Here is a 17,794-nt window from a genome sequence, read left to right on the forward strand (position 1 = left end):
ATTTCTTTAGGCCGGCACGGAGCGTCACCAGTCGCGCGGCCCAACGCACCAATTGCCGCGTGTTTTCGGCGTTTCTAGACTGATTGCATCGTCTTTGCATCGTCTTGCCCCTGCAACCGACACCGACATCGCCCCATCCCCAGGAGACTTTCATGCCGCAAGCCGCCCTCGCCATCGAATCCGCGCCGACCTCGCCGCCAGCGGCAAGTCCCGCGGCCGGGCAGTTGTCGCCGCTCGACGCGGTGATCGAAACCGTCGCCGCGCGCCGCGAGGAATTCGACCGGCTGTCGCACGTGCCGCGCGACGTCGTCGCCCTGTTCAAGCAGGCCGGCATCTATCGCGCGGGCACGCCGCGCCGCTTCGGCGGCGACGCGCTCGCACCGACCGCGTTCCTCGACATGATCGAACGGATCGCGACCGCCGACGGCTCGGCCGCGTGGGTCGCGAGCTTCGGCTCCGCGAACGTCTACCTCGCTGCACTGCCGCTCGAGATCCAGGCCGAGCTGTACGCGAGCGGCCCCGATCAGGTGTTCGCGGGCGGCCTGTTCCCGGTGCAGCCCGCGCTCGCCGCACCGGGCGGCTGGCGCGTGAACGGCACATGGAAATTCGCGAGCGGCTGCAAGGGCGCCGACTGGCTCGGCGTCGGCATCGCCGTGCCGGGCGCGCAGGACGCCGCACCGAACAAGCCGCGCACGGCGGTGTTCCGCGCCGCCGACGTCGAGATCGTCGAGAACTGGAGCGTGGTCGGCATGCAGGGCACCGGCAGCCACGACCTGCGCGTGAACGACCGCTTCGTGCCCGAGGCGTGGACCTTCGTACGCGGCGGCGAGCCGACCGTCGACGAGCCGCTGTACCGCTACCCGACCGTCGCGTACGCGGCGCAGGTGCTGGCCGTCGTCAATCTCGGCCTCGCACGCGCGGCGCTCGACGTCGTGAACCGCATGTCCGGCGGCCGCCAGACGACGACCGGCGCGCCGCGTCTCGCCGATCGCGCGTATTTCCGTATCGAGCTCGCGAAGGCCGAGGCGCAACTGCGCTCGGCGCGCGCGTTCTTCTACGATGCGACCGACTCGGTCTGGCAATCGATCCTCGCGGGCAATCCGGTGACGCCTGACCAGGTGAGCCTGCTGCGGCTCGCGGCCACGCAGATCGCCCGCGAAGGCGCGAGCGTCGTCGAGCGCGCGTACCGGCTCGGCGGCACGGCGGCGATCTATCGCACGCATCCGCTGCAGCGGCTGCTGCGCGATGCGATGGTCGTCACGCAGCACGCGTTTCTCGCCGAAGGCAACTTCGACGGCGCCGGTGCGGTCTTCACCGGCGTCGCGCCGTTTCCCGGCTATCTGTAACCTGCATCGCCCGACGCTTTTGACGAACGCGCATGAAGCCGGATCCGACGCACCGTCGCCGGCCCGCTCATGCGCCCGACCGATTCCTCTGGAGAACCCGATATGTCCGATTCGAATCCGCTGCCGCTGCGCGTCCTGTTCTGCTGCGGCGTGTCGCAGAATTTCTTCGACCTGCCGCGCGAGCAGATCGGCGAAGTGTGGCAGGCGTACGGCGCGATGCTCGCGGCCGTCGAAGCGATGCCCGGCGTGCGCGTGCTCGGCGTGATGGACGACGACCGTCTCGTGGTCGGCCAGGCTGACGGCGCGCCGTGGACCTTCTACATCATGGCCGACGTCGCCGATTTCGACACGACGGTCGCCGTGTGCAACCTGTACCGCACGACGCCCGTCGGCGAATACAACCTGTGGCGCTACGGCAAGATCGAGGCACGCGTGGGCCGCGCGCTGACCGTGCCGCCGGCCGCGAAGCCTGCGGCGTGAGGCGCGCGATGACCGATCTGTCACCTGCTGCGATCGATGCGCTCGCGCAGCGCGTCGCGGCGCTCGACGCCGAGCGCGCGGTGCGTGCGACGCTCACGCGCTACATGGCGCTGTGCGACGTACCCGAAGGGGCCGGCGCCGGCCCGTCGCTGGCCGATCTGTTCACCGCCGACGCCGTGTGGGAAGGCATCGGCCCGCAATACGCCCGGAAGTTCGGCCGCCTCGAAGGCACCGCCGCGATCGTCGCGATGCTCGGCCGCTATCTGCCGCCCGATCCGCATTTCTCGGCGAACCTGCACTTCCTGACGTCGGAGTCGATCGAGATCGGCGCCGGCCATGCAAGCGCGCGCGGCCGCTGGATCATGCTGCAGGCGTCGCGCTACGCGGACGGTTCGGCCGAACTGATCGCCGCGCGGCTGACCGTCGATTTCGCGCCGGCCGCCAACGGCTGCGCGTGGCTGATCCGCCATTTCCGCACCGAACGCGTGCTCGACGGCCCGTGGCCGCTCGCCGCCGCGCCACGGTCCTGATGTTTCCCGCTGCTTTCGCACGATACCGACCATGACAGGCTTCATCGACACCTTCACGCTCGGCGGCCCCGGCCCGACGATCGCGATCAAGGACACGATCGACATCGCGGGCCATCCGACCCGCGCGGCCAGCCGCGCGCTCGCCGATGCGCCGCCGGCTATCCGACACGCGGATGTGGTCCGCCTGCTGCTCGACGCCGGCTGGCAGATCGCCGGCAAGGCGAACATGCACGAGCTCGCGTTCGGCATGACCGGCATCAACGACTACACGGGCACGCCAGTCAATCCGCAGGACGCCACGCGCATTCCGGGCGGCTCGTCGAGCGGCTCCGCGTCGCTCGTCGGGCTCGGCGCCGTCGACGCGGCGCTCGGCACCGATACCGGCGGCTCGATTCGCGGGCCGGCCGCATGCTGCGGCGTGGCCGGCCTGAAACCGACGTTCGGCCGCGTGTCGCGGCGCGGCGTCGCGCCCGTCGACACGACGCTCGATTGCGTCGGGCCGTTCGCCCGCGAGATCCGCACGCTCGTCGCGGCGATGGCCGCGATCGCGCCCGACTTCGACCGTGCGCAAGCGGCCGCTAGCGCAGCCGGCTGCACGGTCGCGCAACTCGCCGTCGAAGCCGATCCGGCGATCGCCGCCGCGCTCGACGCGGCCGTTCGCGCGTCGGGCCTGCGTTCGCACACGATCGTGCTCGATGCAATGCCGGCCGCGTTCGCGGCGGGGCTCACCGTGATCAACGCGGAAACCTCGCGCGCGTTCGGCCATCTGATCGAAACGGGCCGGCTCGGCGCCGATCTCGACGCGCGACTGCGCACGGCCGCGACGACGACACCGGCCGCGCTCGCGGAAGCCGAAGCCGTGCGCGCACGCTTCACCGCGCAGGTCGATGCCGCGCTCGAACACGCGGACGTGCTGGTGCTGCCGACGCTGCCCGCGTTGCCGATCACGCTGCAGCAGGCGCGCGACGGCGTATCGGTCATCGCGATGTCGTCGCTGATCCGGCCGTTCAACCTCAGCGGCCATCCGGCGCTCAGCCTTCCGCTGCCGCTCGCCGGTTCGCCGCTGAAGGCCGGCTTGCAGATCGTCGGGCGCAAGGGCGCGGACGAACGGGTCTGCGCGATCGCGGCACACTTCGAAGCGGCACTGGCCGCATGAACCACGATGCGGGCGCCGCTTTCACCGGCGTGCGCCCGCGAACCACGGAACTCCACACCATGTCAGACCGAGTCGTCCTCGTCACCGGCGCCGCACGCGGGCTCGGCGCCGTCATCGCCGAACGCTTCCACGCGGCCGGCTATCGCGTCGCGCTGGCCGACATCGCCGCCGACGCCATTCACGCGCATGCGGGCGAACTCGACCCGAGCGGCGAGCGCGCGATCGCGTTGCCGCTCGACGTCACGTCGAAACGCGATTTCGAAGCGGCGCGCGATGCGCTCGTCGCGCGCTGGGGCATGATCGACGTGCTCGTCAACAACGCGGGCGCATCGAAGGTCGTGCCGGCGATGGACATCACGGCCGAGCAGTTCGACCAGGTGATCGACGTGAACCTGCGCAGCGTGCTGTTCGGCTGCCAGGTGTTCGGCCAGTACTTCGCGCAGCGCGGCGCGGGCCGCATCGTCAACATCGCGTCGCTCGCCGGGCAGAACGGCGGCTCGGCGACGGGCGCGCACTATGCGGCCGCGAAAGGCGGCACGCTGACATTGACCAAGGTATTCGCGCGCGATCTCGCCGCGCAGGGCGTCACCGTCAACGCGATCTCGCCGGGGCCGCTCGATCTGCCGATCGTGTACGAAAGCGTCGCGCCCGACAAACTGCGTCAGGTGCTCGCGAGCCTGCCGGGCGGCAAGCTCGGGTCGGCCGGTTTCGTCGCGGATGCCGCCGTGCTGCTCGCGTCGGGCGACGCGCATTTCGCGAACGGCGCATGCTGGGACATCAACGGCGGGCTGTACATGCGCTGAACGCGCCGAGCCTTAGCGCGACGACTCCCCGTCGTCGCCCCACACCACCATCACGTCGCGCACCAGCGCGGCGATCGACGTCGCGCCGAGCTTCTCCTTGATGCTCGCGCGATGCACGTCGACGGTCTTCACGCTGATCGACAGATCCGACGCGATCTGCTTGCTGCCCTTGCCGTCCACGACACCGCGCAGCACTTCCTTCTCGCGCGCGGTCAGCGCATCGAGCCGCTGGCGCAGCACGCGGTGGCGCTGGCTCACCGCGTGCCGCTGCTGCGCGAGCCGCAGCGCACGCTGCACGCGTTCGAGCATCTGCTGCGAGTTGTACGGCTTCTCGACGAAATCGATCGCGCCGTTCTGCAGCGCGCGCACCGACATCGGAATGTCGCCGTGCCCGCTGACGAAGATCACCGGCAGCGTCGCGCCGCGCGCATTCAATTCGGCCTGCACGTCGAAGCCGCTTTTCTCCGGCATGCGCACGTCGAGCACGAGGCAGGCGGGCAGGTTCACGTCGAAGCGTGCGAGAAAGCCGGCGGCGTTCGCGAATCCCTCGGACGCGATGCCGACCGATTCGAGCAACCACGCGAGCGACGTCCGCATGCCGCTGTCGTCGTCGACGATGTATACGATCGGTGCGGGTGACGTCATCGCGGGTGTCTCGCTGAATATCGGTATCGGTATCGCACGCGCCGCGCGTGAAGCCGATTGCCGGCTTGTTGCGTGCGTCGTTCGCTTGGGGATGTGCGGCACATCATAACGAGCCGAAAACCCGCTGAACACCCCTTCACGTGCCGCACGAACGCGCAATCCCGGTTTTTTTCGCGCGCGGCGACGCGCATCTAGGTAGAACCTTTAGACGCGTTGGCAGGAACGCCATCCCGATCGTCAATCGTGCGAATGGTCGGCCGCATTTTCGCGACGTACGCTTGGGTCATCGTCGGCGATCCGGCGCTGCGCTCGCCGCGCTGCACCGTTCGCCGTTTTCGTCCAATCAGGAGCGCCCATGTCTTCCACGACCGATATCCAGCGACCGGCGCGCGTCGAACCGACCGACGCGCAGAAGGCCTTCCGCCAGGCGATGGCCCACCTCGGCGCGGCCGTCAACGTGATCACCACCGCCGGGCCGCACGGCCGCTGCGGGATCACCGCGAGCGCCGTGTGCTCCGTCACCGATGCGCCGCCGACGCTGCTCGTGTGCCTGAACCGGTCGAGCGCGATGCACGCGACCTTCGAGCGCAACCGTCAGGTGTGCATCAACGTGCTGCCGGCCGAGCACGAGCTGCTCGCGCGACACTTCGCGGGACTCACCGACCTGCCGATGGAGCAGCGTTTCCAGTTGCCCGTGTGGGATCGCGGCGAACAGGACGTGCCGGTGCTGCGCGATGCGCTCGCGAGCCTGCAGGGCACGATCGCGGAGATGAAGGAAGTCGGCTCGCATTCGGTGATGTTCATCGAGGCGACGTCGATTCGCGTGCGCGACGACGGCGACAGCCTCATCTACTTCAGCCGCGCGTTTCATCGCGTGGCGCGTACCGCATGTGTGCGGTGACGGGCCCTTGACTACGCGGACGTGCGCAGCGCGCGCTGCCCGGCCGCGAATGCAGCGCCCGCGAACAGCGTCAGCGCGGAATACACGAGCCCGCGCGCGAGCCCCGCACTGTCCGACACCCAGCCGATCGCGACCGGCCCCGCGATCTGCCCGAACGCGAAGACCGTCGTGAATGCGCTGATGCCCTTCGCCCAGCCGTTCGGCGGCAGGTTGTGCCGCACGAAGGCCGTCGTCGACGCGACCGCCGACAGGAACGTCGCGCCGAACAGCAGACCCGATGCGAATGCGGCGGCCGGATGCACGAACAGCGCGGGCATCAGCGTCGCGACGCCGAGCAGCGCGTTGAGCACGGCGAGCGCCTGACCGCCGCGCATCCGGTCGAGCAGCCCCGACCACAGCCGCGCCGACACCACGGTCGCGATCCCGAGCATCACGTAGAACGCGGCGACCACCGTGCCGCTCATCCCCGCACCGCGCAGCAGCGCGACGATGAACGTCATGTAGCCGATATAGCCGACGCCGAACAGGCCGTAGCCGGCCAGCGCGAGTGCGAAGCGAGCCGGGCTCGCAGTCGCCGCCGGGCTCGCGCCGCCGGCCTGTGCGACCGGCGCCGCATGCACGCGCTCGATGCGACGCGCGGCCGACACGGCCGCCGCCGAGAACAGCACGCACGCCGCTGCAAGCGCGAGCCACGCCGGCTGCCAGCCGTGCACGCGCGGCACGAGCGTGGCCGGCACGAGCAGCGACGACGCGACGATGCCCCATCCGGTGCCGCCGTAGTAAAGACCGAGCAGCAGCCCCGCATCGCGCGGCGATGCGGACGCGAGCCGCGCGGCCAGCACGCCGCCGCTGATGAAGATCAACGCGCTGCCGACACCCGTCGCCAACCGCTGCGCCAGCAACGCGTGCATGTCCGCCGTGAACCCGCCCGCGGCCATCAGCACGGCGGTCAGCACACAGCCGGCCGCGAGCAGCGTGCCTGCGCGCCAGCGCCGCGACAACAGCGGGAATGCGAGGGCGCCGATCAGGTAGCCGGCCGCGTTCGCCGTGTTCAGCGCGCCGGCCTGCGCGAAGGTCCAGCCGAGATCGGCCTTCATCGGCGGCAGCAGCAGCGCATACGAAAAGCGTGCGAGGCCGAGCGCGATCGCGCTGCCGAGCGACAGGCAGATCGCGAGCCGCCACGCGGCCATGCGACCGGGATCGGTCGCGCCGGCGTCCGGCCGCGAGCGGTCGGCACGCTCCGGTTGCGGCACTGCGCGCATCGGGGTGTCTCCATCGTTGTCATGCCACCAGGGTGGCCGCGCATACGGCCGCAGCCACCGCGCAGGATCGTCAGATGGTGCCAGAAAACCGTGCGCACCGCCGCACGGGGGCCGGCGCGCATTGGGCGGCCGCCATCGCCTTTCGTGAATCACGCGATCCGAAATAATCCCGTCAATTACATGTCCAATTCAAAAAAGTCGCCGGAATCGTTTAATCGGCCTGAATCCCGATTATTGAAAAATCCGGTCCGTCCCGTTATTCGATTTATCGACCATTTCCGGCATTCGCCTGCGAGAAGCCCGTGTTTAGCACGCTTCCGCTAAAAACCTTGCAACGCATTGCATTCGCAAATTCGTCAGACTAATATCGACGCCACTTGTCCGGTATTCACAAAATGCCGAACGAGAAGCGGCATGATTTTTTTGCCGAACTTTCATGTTGAATCACTCATGTTCATCACAGGAGAATTGACATGCAGGAAACCCAGCAAATCGAATTGCTTGACTGGATGCAGGAAGACACACACCCCGAGGCCGTCGACATGATGGTCGAAGACGCCGTGGTGCCGTTCGGCACGGCGCTCTGGCCGGTCTGAGCGGGCCACCCGTTCTCGCGGAAGGGCCGCGGCCCTTCCGCCGCTTCCGGAGATACGCATGCTGAACCTCCACCGCGCGCTCGGCTTTCACCCGGCGCTGCGCGACAAGCTGGCACGCGGCGAATCGGGAAAACTGCTGGTCGGCTATGACACCCGCAACCGCGACATCGCGTTGCGCGCCTTTTCCGCCCTGCCCGATTCGCTCGCCGCGACCACCCTCTGCCTCGAAAGCACCCCGCCCGCCGACATTGCCGCCGCGCTCGGCGACGCCGACCTGTTCGTGCTGCTGTACGACTCGTCGTGCCTGCCGACGCCGTCGCCGAGCGGGCCGCCGTTCCTCGCCGCCATCCGCCCCGCGATCGTCGAGCACTGGAGCAAGTCGGTTTTATTCAAGGATTACGGCCCGCATCTCGACGAGGCGTTCGCCGAATCGCTCGACGACATCGCCGCACGCAACGGCCGGCTGATCGAGGCCGCCGCACGCGCGTCGCAGATCCGCTTCATCGACGAAGCCGGCAACGCGCTGACGGGCTCGCTCGCGCCGGACCAGAAATGGACGAGCGTGGACGGCATGGGCAACCTCGACGTCGTGCCCGGCGAGATCGCGACGCACGTGACCGACCTCAACGGCTCGGTCGTGTTCAGTGGCACGTTTCTCGGCACCGTGCCGTTCGCGATCAAATACAAGGTGGCCGAGCGGCTCGCGACGCTGCATGTCGAACGCAGCACGATCGTCGATTTCGACACCGACGATGCGGGCTTCCGGCGTGATTTCTCGACCTATCTCGACCGGCACGCGAATCACCGGCGAATAGAGGAATTCGGCATCGGCACGAACCTCGGCATTCGCGGCCTGTACGGCCGCAACGCGGGGTTCGAGGAACGCCATCCGGGCCTGCATCTGGGGCTTGGCGGCGGCGAAAACGGCAGCCACCATCTCGACCTGATCTTCGCGCGCGGCACGCTCGCGCTCGACGAGCGGATCGTGTTCGACGGCGCGTTCGCCGTCTGACGCGGCGGCGGGTTGCTCAGGCTTCGGCGGCCGCCGCGTCGCCGAGCCACTTGAACATCACGAAGCAGTCGACGAAGCCGAGCCGCGCGTGACGGTATGCGCGCGGCAACCGGCCGACGATTTCGAATCCCAGCTTCTGCCACAGCGCGACCGCGATCTCGTTCGTCGCGACCACCGAATTGAACTGCATCGCGAGGAAGCCTCGCTCGCGCGCCACCTGCTGCGAGTGCTCGCACATCAGGCGCGCGACGCCGCGTCCGCGCGCGGCCTCGCTCACCATGTAGCCGCAGTTGCTCACGTGCTTGCCGGGCCCGCCCGCGTTCGCTTTCAGGTAATACGAGCCGAGCACCACGCCGTCCTCCTCGGCGATCCACGTGCAGAGCGGCGCGTCGAGCCACAACGCGCGTGCCGCTTCCGGCGTCGGTTCGGGATCGAATGCGTAGGTTTCCTGAGCAGCGACGATGGCGCGGTAGGTCGGCCAGAAGCGCGCGAAATCGTCCTCGGTCATCGGGCGGATGGTGATCATGCGGGGGCTCTCGTGACGGTGATGTAGGCAGGCAAGACAGGCAGACGAGCGATCGTACCGCGATTCATCGCGGGTCGCCTTCTTGCCGTGCTGCGCTGCGATACGCGCCCCGCGGCGTGTCGTACCGGCGTTTGAACGCCTGCGAGAAACTGGATGGATCGCTGAAGCCGGGCAGTGCCCCCGGGCGCGTCCCCCGCCAACACGCCATCGATACCGGCCGTTCGGCCGAATCGTCATGCGCCATACCGGATGAAAGAATGATCGTCGTCCGGGAAGCCGGCTTCACGCCCTGACATCCCGAGCCATGAAGACGCCGCATGCGCGGCGGCCGCAAATCCATTGCGACGCGAACCGCCCCCGTTCCATTTACTTTTTTGTAGCTTATAAGTTACAATGCTCTCCAAGTTCGAACTGCTTCGCTATCAACGCGACGATGGTCGCGAGCCTTTCACCGAATGGCTGAACGCCGTGCGTGACAAGCTCGCGCAGGCACGAATCCGCGAGCGCCTGCGCCGCGTGCAGACCGGCAATTTCGGCGATTGCGAGCCGGTCGGCGAAGGTGTGATCGAACTGCGCGTCCATGTCGGCGCCGGCTACCGCGTGTACTTCGGCCGGCACGGGGGCGCCTTGGTGCTGCTGCTGTCGGGCGGCGACAAGGCCAGTCAGTCCGACGACATCAGGCGCGCCAAGGAACACTGGTCGAACTGGAAACGGAGGCAAATGTGAACAAGCTCAAAGGCGCGGTATCGCACCACGACGCGGAAGTCGCCGAACTCGGTGCCGACCGCGAACTCGCGGTCGCCTATCTGCGCCTCGCGATGGAATCGCTCGACGATCCGGACAACCGCGCGGCCGGCCTGCTCGCGCTGCGCACGGTCGCGGAAGCCTACGGTGGGCTCGGCGCCGTCGCGGCCGAAGCCGGCATCAGCCGCGAATCGCTGTATCGCACGCTGTCCCCGAACGGCAATCCGACGCTGAAAACCCTGCTCGCGGTGCTCAAGACGGTCGGCCTGCGCCTGTCCGTCGTTCCCGCACAGCCATCGCACGCGTAAAGGGCGCACGTCCCGCCTGCCCCCTCACGGCGTGACCATCCAAACCAGCAGCATCGCCTCCGGCGCGGCCGTCGTCCCCGCCGGCGGATGCGCGATCGTCGGCTCGACCGCCAACGCATGCGCAATCGCCGCCGCATCGTCGATCGTCGTCGTGTGCACGATCGTCATCAGCCGCGCCGGCCGGCGCAGCGTTTCGCGATACAGCGCGCCGTACCACAGTGGCCGCGTGCCGAGCGCATCCTGCAACACGTACGGATAACGCCACAACCGCAGCACGAAGCGGCTTTCCGGGTGGGCCGGATCGACGCGGACGAACACGCGCCGCGTACTTTCGCCATGCGTGTAGCGCGGCAGCACGGGCAGCGTGTCGACGGGCGCCTGCGGCAGCAGCCAGCGCAGCGCGGTGGCCGGCGACCACGGTGTCGCGCGTTGCCAGCCGGCCTGCGCGAGATGACGGACGAGCGTGTCCGACGTCGCGCTCCATTGCAGCGGCAGATATTCCTCGCGGTCGCCGCCGATCTCGGTGCGCCGCGTCGGCACGCGCTGCCACCCGCCGCGCAGCCACTGGTCGACGGTCATCGCGACCACATCGCCGACGTGCGGACGCGCCGCGCGATCGAGCTGCCATTGCGCGGGAACCGTCCATACGCCGGCCGTCGCGAGCACGACGACGACCGCGACGAGCGCGCCTCTCGACTGCACATGCTCACGCACATGCCAGTACGCATAGGCGCCGGCGAGCAATGCGAACCACGCGAGCCCGAGGCTCCATCCGCCCAGCAGCCCCGACAACCAGGTATCGCCGACGTACAGCCGCGCAAAACCGCCGAGCACGATCCACAGCACGACCGCCGTCACGACCGGAATGCGCCACAGCGCGGGCCGGTCGCGCGTGAGCACCCAGCCGAGGCCGCTGCTCGCGAGGATCGCGAAGGCGGCATCGGCATCGGGCAGCGGCACGTGCGGCGCGCCGGGCGGCAGGCTCGCGGGCGTCGCGCCGGACACGCCCGCGCCGAACACCGGCACCAGCACGACGGCGACGCCGACCGTCGCGAGCCACCATGCAGCCGTCAGCCAGCAGCGATGGATCAGCAGCCAGACGAGAAACGCGGCCGCGACGATCAGGCCCGTGTCGTGTCCGTGCAGCACGGCGAGCGCGCTCATCGCGGCGTCGACGGGCGGCGTGCGCAGGTTCTGCAGGAACGCATACAGCGCGATGTCCGCATGCATCAGCGGATCGTTCGCGACGACGTCCTGCACGATCCCCGCGAACAGCCACACGCAGCCGATGAACAACAGCGCGAGCACGGGCACCGCGCCCGGCAACCCGCGCAGGTACGCGATCCCGTCGTGCAGCCGCGCACCGAACCGCGGCCAGCGGCGCGCGCATGCATGCACGGTTTCGGCGAGCGCGCGGCACAACAACGGCCAGCCGCGCCGCAGCGCGACGCGCACGCCGATCCACACGAGCGCGACCAGCGCGGCCACGACCAGCAGGATCGCGGCGACCCGCACGCTGATCGCCGCGGCCAGCGCGGCCGACGCGCCGAACAGGATGCCGGGCGCGACGTGGACAGGCGCCCATACGAGCGCCGAGATCACGTTGACCGGATAGAACGACCGGCGCGGCAGCGTCGCGCAGCCGACGACGACCGGCACGACCGCACGCACCGGCGCGAGAAAGCGCGCGAGCACGATGCTCTTCATGCCGTGACGCAGCACGAATTCCTCGCCGCGCGCGTAGGCGCTTCCATAGCCGAAGCGCGTCCATGCGTTGCGGATCATCCCGCGATAACGTCGCCCGACTTCGTAGCTGATCCCGTCGCCAATCACCGCGCCGACGGCCGCGACGCCGATCGTCGCCCATGCGTCGAGCGCGCCCGCGCCGATCAACGCACCGGCCGCGAACATCACGGCGCCGGCCGGCACGATCGTGCCGATCAGCGCGATCGCCTCGGCACAGGCGGCCGCGAACACGATCGCCAGCACGAGCAGCGGATGCGCGCCGATCGCGCCGATCCATGCGTGGATCGTGTCGCTCATCGCATACGCCCGAACGGTGCGGCCCGGTGCACGAACAACGAGCCGGCGGGGGAATTGGATACGTTCATCGCGACATGCGCACGCTCGCGCCGGTGTCGGGGGTCAGGGATCAATCGAACTCGTGTTGCCGTGCGTCGGCCTCGAGCGGCGCGTCGTGGTAGCCGACCGTGGCAACCTCGTGCAGATAGCGCGCAAGAAACGCGCCGATCGAGCCGGCGGCTTCGTATTGATGCACATGCCGGAATTCGTGCGTCAGCAGGCGGCGCGTGTCCTGCCCGCGCAGCACGTACACCGCGTGCCCGAGCGTGAGGCCGATCGTGCCGGGCGACAGCAGCCCCGTGTCGCGGGCGATCGCGGCAAGCGTCGGCGTGTCGGGAAACGGCATGCGGTCGACCGCCACCACGCGGATCCGCTCCGGTTGCGCGACGCCCACCGTGCGTGCGTCGTCGGCTTGGGCCAGCGTGAGCGGCGCGCCCTGCGCGAGCCCACGCGGCGCCTCCGCTTCGGCCCAGGCGACGGCGGCGGGCAGCGCGGACTGCAGGATATCGGCCAGGTCGATCATTGCAGGGCTCCTCGGTTCGCTCAGGTCGCATCGGGCACCAGTTTAGTCCCGAATCGGACCGGTTCGCGGGGTGACTCCGACGATGCCGCGCGGGCCCGCGGCGGCTGCCACGGTCACCCGGGAATACCCTGATTCGCATGACCCGCGCACGGTACGCATTCCAGGGAATTATTTCGTTTCAGTGCACATTCCGCGACCAGCCATCCCGAAAATTTCGCGAACGCGTACCGTTTTCGGGTTCGGAGGCATATATTGATCAGAAGAACGGCCGCTGCGACAACTCCGACGGCAACACGCGGCGTCATCCCGAAGAGGATCGCTGGAAGATGATCAGGGTAATTCTGGCTGACGATCACGCAGTCATGCGGGACGGACTGCGTCACATCCTGGAGAGGGCCGGCGGTTTCGAGATCGTCGGCGAGGCGAGCGACGGCGCGGGCACGCTCGCGCTGGCGGAGCGCGCCGCCGCCGACGTGCTGCTGCTCGACCTGTCGATGCCCGCGCCGACCGGCATCGAACTGATCCGGCTGGTCAAGCGCCATGTGCCGTCGCTGCGCACGCTGGTGCTGACGATGCACGCGGAAACCCAGTACGCGGCACGCGCGTTCAAGGCCGGCGCCACCGGTTACCTGACGAAGGACAGTGCGACCGCCGAGCTCGTCGCGGCCGTCGGCAAGGTGGCGGCGGGCGGCATCTACGTGAGCCCGTCCGCGGCCGAAAGCCTCGCTCATACGCTGCGCGCGCCGGCTCAGGCGCTGCCGCACGAGCGACTGTCCGCGCGCGAGCTCGACGTGATGCGCCGCATCGTCACGGGCCAGACCGTCACGCGGATCGCGTCCGACCTCGCGCTGAGCGCGAAGACGGTCAGCACGTACAAGACGCGGATCCTCGAGAAGATGGGGCTGCCGCACGAAGCCGCACTGGTCCGCTACGCGGTGCGCCACGATCTCGACTTCGGCGCCGACGACGCATGACGGCCGCCTTCCGCTTCCCGCCCGCGCCGCCGCAGGACGACGACGATCCGGACACGTCGCGCCTGTTCATGTCGTCGCTGCCGCCGGGCCGGCGCGAGCAGCGGCTCGCGTTCGCGACGGTGCTCGTATCGGCCGTGATCTTCGCCGCGCTCGCGCCGTTCGCGGCCATGCCGCTCGCGCCGGGCTGGGCGTTCATTCCCGTGTACCAGTCGGCGATCGTCGTCAACGACATGGTGACGGCCGGCCTGCTGCTCGGCCAGTACGCGATCCTGCGCGAAAAGCCGCTGCTCGTGCTGGCGGGCGGCTACCTGTTCACGGCGTTCATGGCCGGCACGCACATGCTGACCTTCCCGGGCCTGTTCGCGCCGACCGGCCTGCTCGGCGCCGGCGAACAGACCACCGCGTGGCTGTACCTGTTCTGGCATGGCGGTTTTCCGCTGTCGGTCGCCGCGTACGCGCTGCTGCGCGCGATGTCGCGCGGGCGCCCGGCCGCGGCCTCGGCCCCGCAGCGGCGCGCGGCGATCCCGGTCGTCCTCTGCATCGCGGCGGCAGTCGGCGCGACGGTCGCGCTCGCGCTGCTCGCGACCGCCGGTCACGACCTGCTGCCGCGCATCATGAGCGGCAACCGGATGACCGCGACGATGACGAACGCGATCACGGTCGTCTGGGGGCTGAACCTCGTCGCGCTGATGCTGATGTGGCGGCAGCGGCGCCGTCATTCGGTGCTGGATCTGTGGGTGATGACGGTGCTCGTCGCGTGGCTGTTCGACATCGCGCTGTCGTCGATGCTGAATCACGGTCGCTTCGATCTCGGCTTCTATGCGGGGCGCGCGTACGGTCTCGTCGCGTCGGGCGTCGTGCTGTTCGCGATGCTGTTCGAGAACGGCCGGCTGCATGCGCAAACGGTGCGCGCGCTGGCCGGCGCGCGCTACCAGCATCTGCTCGTCGTGCAGAAAAGCGCGCAGTTGAACGATATGAACGAACGGCTCGAACAGCGCGTCGCCGCGCGCACCGCGCAACTGAGCGCGTCGAACCGCGACCTGCGGCGCGAAGTCGAGGAGCGCGTGCGCGCGGAACGGGCGCTGCAGGCGTCGCGCGAGGAACTGCGCGAGATCGCCGCGATCAGCGCCAGCGCGCGCGAAGCCGAGCAGCGCCGCATCGCTCGCGAACTGCACGACGAACTGGCGCAGACGCTCGCGACGCTGAAGAACGATCTCGAATGGCTGATCGACCGCGTACCGCAGGACGACGCGTCGCTCGCGCGCAAGATCGCGGCGATGCATGCGCTTGCGCGCGGCGCGGTGGCCGCGACGCGCCGCATCGCGTCGGACCTGCGCCCGCTGATGCTCGACGATCTCGGCTTCGCGGCGGCGATGCAATGGCTCGTGGCGGATTTCCAGCACCGTCACGGGATTGCCTGTTCGCTGCACGTCGAGCCGCCCGAACTGCAACTCGACGAGCCGTATGCGACGGCCGTGTTCCGCATCGCGCAGGAAGCGCTCGCGAACGTCGCCCGGCACGCGGCCGCGTCGCACGCGAGCGTCGAACTCGTGTACGGCAGCGAAGCGATCGCGCTGACTATTCGCGACGATGGCGCGGGATTCGATCCCGGTGTGCCGCGCAAGTCGAGCTCGTTCGGGCTGGTCGGTTTGCGCGAGCGCGCGTATCTCGTCGGCGGCACGTTGCAGATCACGACGATGCTGGGCGAAGGCACGACGGTCGAGGTGGACATTCCGCTGCCGCACGCGCCTGTGGCGCTCGCGCATGGCGGAGCTGGGGTTTCGCGCGCGGATGACTGACCGATTGCGGAGACATCGGCGGACGCGGACCGCCGTATCGACGGCCGCTCAATGGTAATCGTCTTCCCGTTGATGCCGCACGGCAAGAATCGTGACTTGCTCCGCGGCTTCGACTTCGAACAGGAGAACATAGCCTGACGAGCCGAAAGACACGATCAGTTCGCGTAGAAACGGATTGCCATCGTCGATCTTGCGGCACGTGAACGGAAACATTCGAAGCATGGCCACACCTTGCTCGGTTGCCGCTGCAGCCCGCGCCGCCACGTCAACATCACGCTCGAGCAGGTATCGATACAGTCGCATCAGGTCTTCACGCGCTGCCCGCGTATATCGGACCCGGTAGATCAATCAGCCGCCTTCGCCGCGCGCGCGACTTTCAGCATGCCCTCGAGTTCGGCCTGCACGTCCGCGGCTTCGACGTATTCACCGGTACGACGCGCCTCGTCGCGCGACGCCAGACCACGGGCCACAAACTCGCGCTGCAGGCGCCGTCGCGCAATGCCATCGCGCAACGCCGACTCCATGAACGCGGACAGCGTCTCGTTTTCCGCCAGTACCGATTCCGCCTCTTCACGCAGCTTGGGATCGACCCGCAGTGCGGGCATCGTGGCTGTTTTCATCGCAATCTCCATGCATTACATATGTAATGCATGGTAGCACACCGGCGTGATCGCGGGCAGTCGGCCATTTGGCATAGCCGACGCATCAAACAGAGGGTCCGGCTTGCATTCCTCTCACGCCCGCGCCGCCACCATCCCCCGCTCCGAGCGCGTCCATGCGACCAGCGCGCCGATCCCGAGCAGCGTGAGGCACACGATCGGCACGATCATCGGCCCGAACGCGGTGCCCGTCGCCTTGCCCGCGAACGGCATCAGGTTCTGGCTGAAGAAGCCGCCGAGGTTGCCGATCGAGTTGATCGCCGCGACGCTCGCGGCCGCCCGCGCGCCGGTGAAATAGCGCGGCGGCATCGACCAGAAGCACGGATACAGCAGCGGAATGCATGCGCCGCCGAGCACGAGCGCGATGAAGCGCAACGGCGTCGACGGCAGCACGAGGCTCAGCAGGAAACCGAGCGCGCCCAGCGCCGCGACGATCGCAATCGTGCGCAGGATGCTCTTCGCCCGACGCAGCTTCGCCGGCAGCCACACCAGCAACACCACGGCGAGCGCCCACGGCAGCATGCTCAGGAACCCGTTCGTCGTGCTCGACACGCCGAACGATTTCACGAGCGTCGGCAGCCAGTACGTGACGCCGTACAGCGACGTCGACATCAGCATGTAGGTCGCCGCGAACAGCATCACGCGCGGATCGAGCAGCGCCTTCCACGGCTGACCGTGCTCGGCCTGCGCCGGCTTCTCGCGCTCCAGCGCGGCCGCGACGATCTGCTTCTCGCGCTCGTCGAGGAACGGCGCCTCGCGGAACGAAGCCGGCAGCACGCGAAACACGACGATCGCGACGATCACCGCCGGAATACCCGTCGCGACGAACACCCACTGCCAGCCCGCCAGCCCCCACACGCCATTGAGGCTCAGCAGCACGCCGCCGACCAGCGAACCGAGCATGTTCGCGAGCGCGCTGCCGAGCGTGAAGATGCCGAGCACCTTCGCGCGGTAGCTCTGCGGAAACCACAGCGTCAGGTAATAGATCACGCCCGGATAGAAGCCGGCCTCGGCGATGCCGAGCAGGAAGCGCAGCGAGCAGAACGCGGGCATCGACGTCGTGAAGCCCATCAGCACAGTGATGAGCCCCCACGTCAGCATGATCCGCGCGAGCCATACGCGTGCGCCGTAGCGATGCAGCGCGAGCGTGCTCGGCACCTCGAACAGCAGGTAGCCGATGAAGAACAGCGACGACGCGAGCCCGAACGCGGCTTCCGTCATGCCGAGGCTGTGCACCATCTGCAGTTTCGCGAAACCGACGTTCTGCCGGTCGATGAACGCGATCAGGAACATCACGACGAGGATGGGCAGCAGGCGCCGCGCCATCTTCGACATGATGCGCTGTTCTTCGGCGGACGCGGGGTCCAGGGTGTCGGTAGCGTTCACTTCAGGCTCCTTGGGTGAATCGGTTGCGTGTCGGTTGGATCGGCGCCGCGCGTGACGAACGC

The 17,794-nt window shown here is 68.7% G+C and carries 20 protein-coding genes; 12 read left to right on the forward strand and 8 right to left on the reverse strand.

Annotation, left to right across the window (positions count from 1 at the left end):
* Positions 1-152: 152 nt before the first annotated feature.
* The 5 genes from HWX09_RS23890 (at position 153) to HWX09_RS23910 (ending at position 4,315) form a co-directional block, all read left to right on the forward strand.
* Positions 153-1,346, forward strand: coding sequence for an acyl-CoA dehydrogenase family protein (locus HWX09_RS23890; protein WP_027782326.1), 1,194 nt, complete (start codon positions 153-155; stop codon positions 1,344-1,346).
* 102 nt (positions 1,347-1,448) lie between these two features.
* The gene (locus HWX09_RS23895) at positions 1,449-1,826 is read left to right on the forward strand and encodes a hypothetical protein (RefSeq protein ID WP_006490490.1); all 378 of its coding nucleotides are present in this window, start codon (positions 1,449-1,451) and stop codon (positions 1,824-1,826) included.
* Between the two features lie 8 nt (positions 1,827-1,834).
* Positions 1,835-2,356, forward strand: coding sequence for a nuclear transport factor 2 family protein (locus tag HWX09_RS23900; protein ID WP_027782325.1), 522 nt, complete (start codon positions 1,835-1,837; stop codon positions 2,354-2,356).
* A gap of 31 nt (positions 2,357-2,387) precedes the next feature.
* Complete coding sequence (locus HWX09_RS23905) at positions 2,388-3,512, forward strand: amidase (protein WP_027782324.1); 1,125 nt, start codon at positions 2,388-2,390, stop codon at positions 3,510-3,512.
* 59 nt (positions 3,513-3,571) lie between these two features.
* On the forward strand, positions 3,572-4,315 hold the full coding sequence (locus HWX09_RS23910; RefSeq protein WP_027782323.1) for an SDR family NAD(P)-dependent oxidoreductase: 744 nt from the start codon (positions 3,572-3,574) through the stop codon (positions 4,313-4,315).
* Positions 4,316-4,327: 12 nt separating this feature from the next.
* Here the strand turns inward: HWX09_RS23910 and HWX09_RS23915 are convergent, their stop codons facing one another.
* Positions 4,328-4,960 carry a response regulator gene (locus HWX09_RS23915; protein ID WP_027782322.1) on the reverse strand — a complete coding sequence of 211 codons (633 nt, stop codon included), beginning with the start codon at positions 4,958-4,960 and terminating at the stop codon, positions 4,328-4,330.
* Positions 4,961-5,315: 355 nt separating this feature from the next.
* On the opposite strand from HWX09_RS23915, the gene hpaC reads away from it, so the two are divergent.
* Positions 5,316-5,861 carry a 4-hydroxyphenylacetate 3-monooxygenase, reductase component gene (hpaC, locus tag HWX09_RS23920; protein WP_027782321.1) on the forward strand — a complete coding sequence of 182 codons (546 nt, stop codon included), beginning with the start codon at positions 5,316-5,318 and terminating at the stop codon, positions 5,859-5,861.
* Between the two features lie 11 nt (positions 5,862-5,872).
* Here the strand turns inward: hpaC and HWX09_RS23925 are convergent, their stop codons facing one another.
* Positions 5,873-7,123, reverse strand: coding sequence for a YbfB/YjiJ family MFS transporter (locus HWX09_RS23925; RefSeq protein WP_027782320.1), 1,251 nt, complete (start codon positions 7,121-7,123; stop codon positions 5,873-5,875).
* A gap of 473 nt (positions 7,124-7,596) precedes the next feature.
* Between HWX09_RS23925 and HWX09_RS33895 the strand changes: the two genes are divergently transcribed.
* Both HWX09_RS33895 and HWX09_RS23930 read left to right on the forward strand, forming a co-directional pair.
* A complete protein-coding gene (locus tag HWX09_RS33895) occupies positions 7,597-7,719 on the forward strand; it encodes a hypothetical protein (protein ID WP_006479692.1) in 123 nt (40 codons plus the stop codon).
* A gap of 58 nt (positions 7,720-7,777) precedes the next feature.
* Positions 7,778-8,731 (forward strand): leucyl aminopeptidase (aminopeptidase T), encoded by a 954-nt coding sequence (locus HWX09_RS23930; protein ID WP_027782319.1) that lies wholly within the window; start codon positions 7,778-7,780, stop codon positions 8,729-8,731.
* A 16-nt stretch (positions 8,732-8,747) separates the two neighbouring features.
* Here HWX09_RS23930 and HWX09_RS23935 read toward each other — a convergent pair whose 3' ends face one another.
* The gene (locus tag HWX09_RS23935; RefSeq protein WP_027782318.1) at positions 8,748-9,257 is read right to left on the reverse strand and encodes an N-acetyltransferase; all 510 of its coding nucleotides are present in this window, start codon (positions 9,255-9,257) and stop codon (positions 8,748-8,750) included.
* Between the two features lie 393 nt (positions 9,258-9,650).
* On the opposite strand from HWX09_RS23935, the gene HWX09_RS23940 reads away from it, so the two are divergent.
* Positions 9,651-9,983, forward strand: coding sequence for a type II toxin-antitoxin system RelE/ParE family toxin (locus HWX09_RS23940; protein WP_027782317.1), 333 nt, complete (start codon positions 9,651-9,653; stop codon positions 9,981-9,983).
* Positions 9,980-10,309, forward strand: coding sequence for a transcriptional regulator (locus tag HWX09_RS23945; protein ID WP_027782316.1), 330 nt, complete (start codon positions 9,980-9,982; stop codon positions 10,307-10,309). The genes HWX09_RS23940 and HWX09_RS23945 overlap by 4 nt, the downstream gene beginning before the upstream one ends.
* A 24-nt stretch (positions 10,310-10,333) precedes the next feature.
* Here HWX09_RS23945 and HWX09_RS23950 read toward each other — a convergent pair whose 3' ends face one another.
* Both HWX09_RS23950 and HWX09_RS23955 read right to left on the reverse strand, forming a co-directional pair.
* Positions 10,334-12,352: an LssY C-terminal domain-containing protein gene (locus HWX09_RS23950; RefSeq protein ID WP_027782315.1), complete on the reverse strand. Its 2,019-nt coding sequence runs from the start codon at positions 12,350-12,352 to the stop codon at positions 10,334-10,336.
* Between the two features lie 109 nt (positions 12,353-12,461).
* Positions 12,462-12,914 carry a hypothetical protein gene (locus HWX09_RS23955; protein WP_027782314.1) on the reverse strand — a complete coding sequence of 151 codons (453 nt, stop codon included), beginning with the start codon at positions 12,912-12,914 and terminating at the stop codon, positions 12,462-12,464.
* A gap of 326 nt (positions 12,915-13,240) precedes the next feature.
* On the opposite strand from HWX09_RS23955, the gene HWX09_RS23960 reads away from it, so the two are divergent.
* Together HWX09_RS23960 and HWX09_RS23965 are read left to right on the forward strand one after the other, a co-directional pair.
* The gene (locus tag HWX09_RS23960; RefSeq protein WP_027782313.1) at positions 13,241-13,888 is read left to right on the forward strand and encodes a response regulator transcription factor; all 648 of its coding nucleotides are present in this window, start codon (positions 13,241-13,243) and stop codon (positions 13,886-13,888) included.
* Positions 13,885-15,687 carry a sensor histidine kinase gene (locus HWX09_RS23965; protein WP_027782312.1) on the forward strand — a complete coding sequence of 601 codons (1,803 nt, stop codon included), beginning with the start codon at positions 13,885-13,887 and terminating at the stop codon, positions 15,685-15,687. Before HWX09_RS23960 ends, HWX09_RS23965 begins: the two co-directional genes overlap by 4 nt.
* 48 nt (positions 15,688-15,735) lie before the next feature.
* On the opposite strand, the gene HWX09_RS23970 is transcribed toward HWX09_RS23965, so the two are convergent.
* The 3 genes from HWX09_RS23970 to HWX09_RS23980 all read right to left on the reverse strand — a co-directional run bounded on the left by HWX09_RS23970 (position 15,736) and on the right by HWX09_RS23980 (position 17,732).
* Positions 15,736-16,035, reverse strand: a complete 300-nt coding sequence (locus tag HWX09_RS23970; protein WP_027782311.1) for a type II toxin-antitoxin system RelE/ParE family toxin — start codon at positions 16,033-16,035, stop codon at positions 15,736-15,738.
* Positions 16,032-16,307 (reverse strand): YlcI/YnfO family protein, encoded by a 276-nt coding sequence (locus HWX09_RS23975; RefSeq protein ID WP_027782310.1) that lies wholly within the window; start codon positions 16,305-16,307, stop codon positions 16,032-16,034. The genes HWX09_RS23970 and HWX09_RS23975 overlap by 4 nt, the downstream gene beginning before the upstream one ends.
* A 114-nt stretch (positions 16,308-16,421) precedes the next feature.
* Complete coding sequence (locus HWX09_RS23980) at positions 16,422-17,732, reverse strand: MFS transporter (protein WP_027782309.1); 1,311 nt, start codon at positions 17,730-17,732, stop codon at positions 16,422-16,424.
* Positions 17,733-17,794: the final 62 nt, after the last annotated feature.

The sequence above is a fragment of the Burkholderia sp. BCC1208 genome (assembly GCF_902833095.1).
GTDB lineage: Bacteria > Pseudomonadota > Gammaproteobacteria > Burkholderiales > Burkholderiaceae > Burkholderia.